Genomic DNA, 596 nt, shown 5'->3' with positions numbered 1-596 from the left:
AGGACCAACGAATGAATGTGGACAAAGCGAAAAAACGTATCGCAAAACAAGTGAAGAAAGGCTTTAAGGGCTACACTCTGATCTCAATACAGTACTTCGGTCGCACCTCAGATAGGGCGAGCGAAGTAGTTATCTCATTCACTCTTGAAGAAGGCGCAGAACCTCAAGAGCAGAAGCTTTCGAGCGACCATGACGCGAGAGAAGATGAAGCCATTCAATCGGTTATTATAAAAATAATTGATCGAGCCAATGCCAATAGCGTGACCGAAATCGACGGTATTTCGATGATCCGTTAAGCGCATTCATGCGCCTCGATTACCGAGTGATGCCGCTATACGACGATACCCTCCCTAATTCGTTTACGATACGCCCGATGATCAAACCTGAGTGGTATGGGCTCTCTGGAGAAGCACAATGCGACACTTGCTTAACGACGTATCATGACTAGAGTTTATTCGAGAAACGACCGTACGAAAAAACCTATCTTGCCTAGCAACTATCCGCTAGGGGCTCAGAGTTAAGCACTAGCCCATAGTCGCAAGCCAAGTAGGACACTAAGAGGGTTACAATGAACACCTATCCAAGAACGTTTTCAC

1 protein-coding gene is annotated in these 596 nt (G+C 46.1%); it reads left to right on the top strand.

The window, feature by feature from the left end; genetic code table 11:
• Positions 1-296, top strand: a 296-nt coding sequence (locus A3750_RS05400; RefSeq protein ID WP_231871729.1) for a hypothetical protein, incomplete at its 5' end; no start/stop codon positions are given.
• Positions 297-596 lie beyond the last annotated feature (300 nt).

It is taken from the genome of Oleiphilus sp. HI0079, assembly GCF_001635105.1.
The sequence above is the reverse complement of the archived record's forward strand: the minus strand, read 5'-3'. Positions and strand labels throughout refer to the sequence as shown.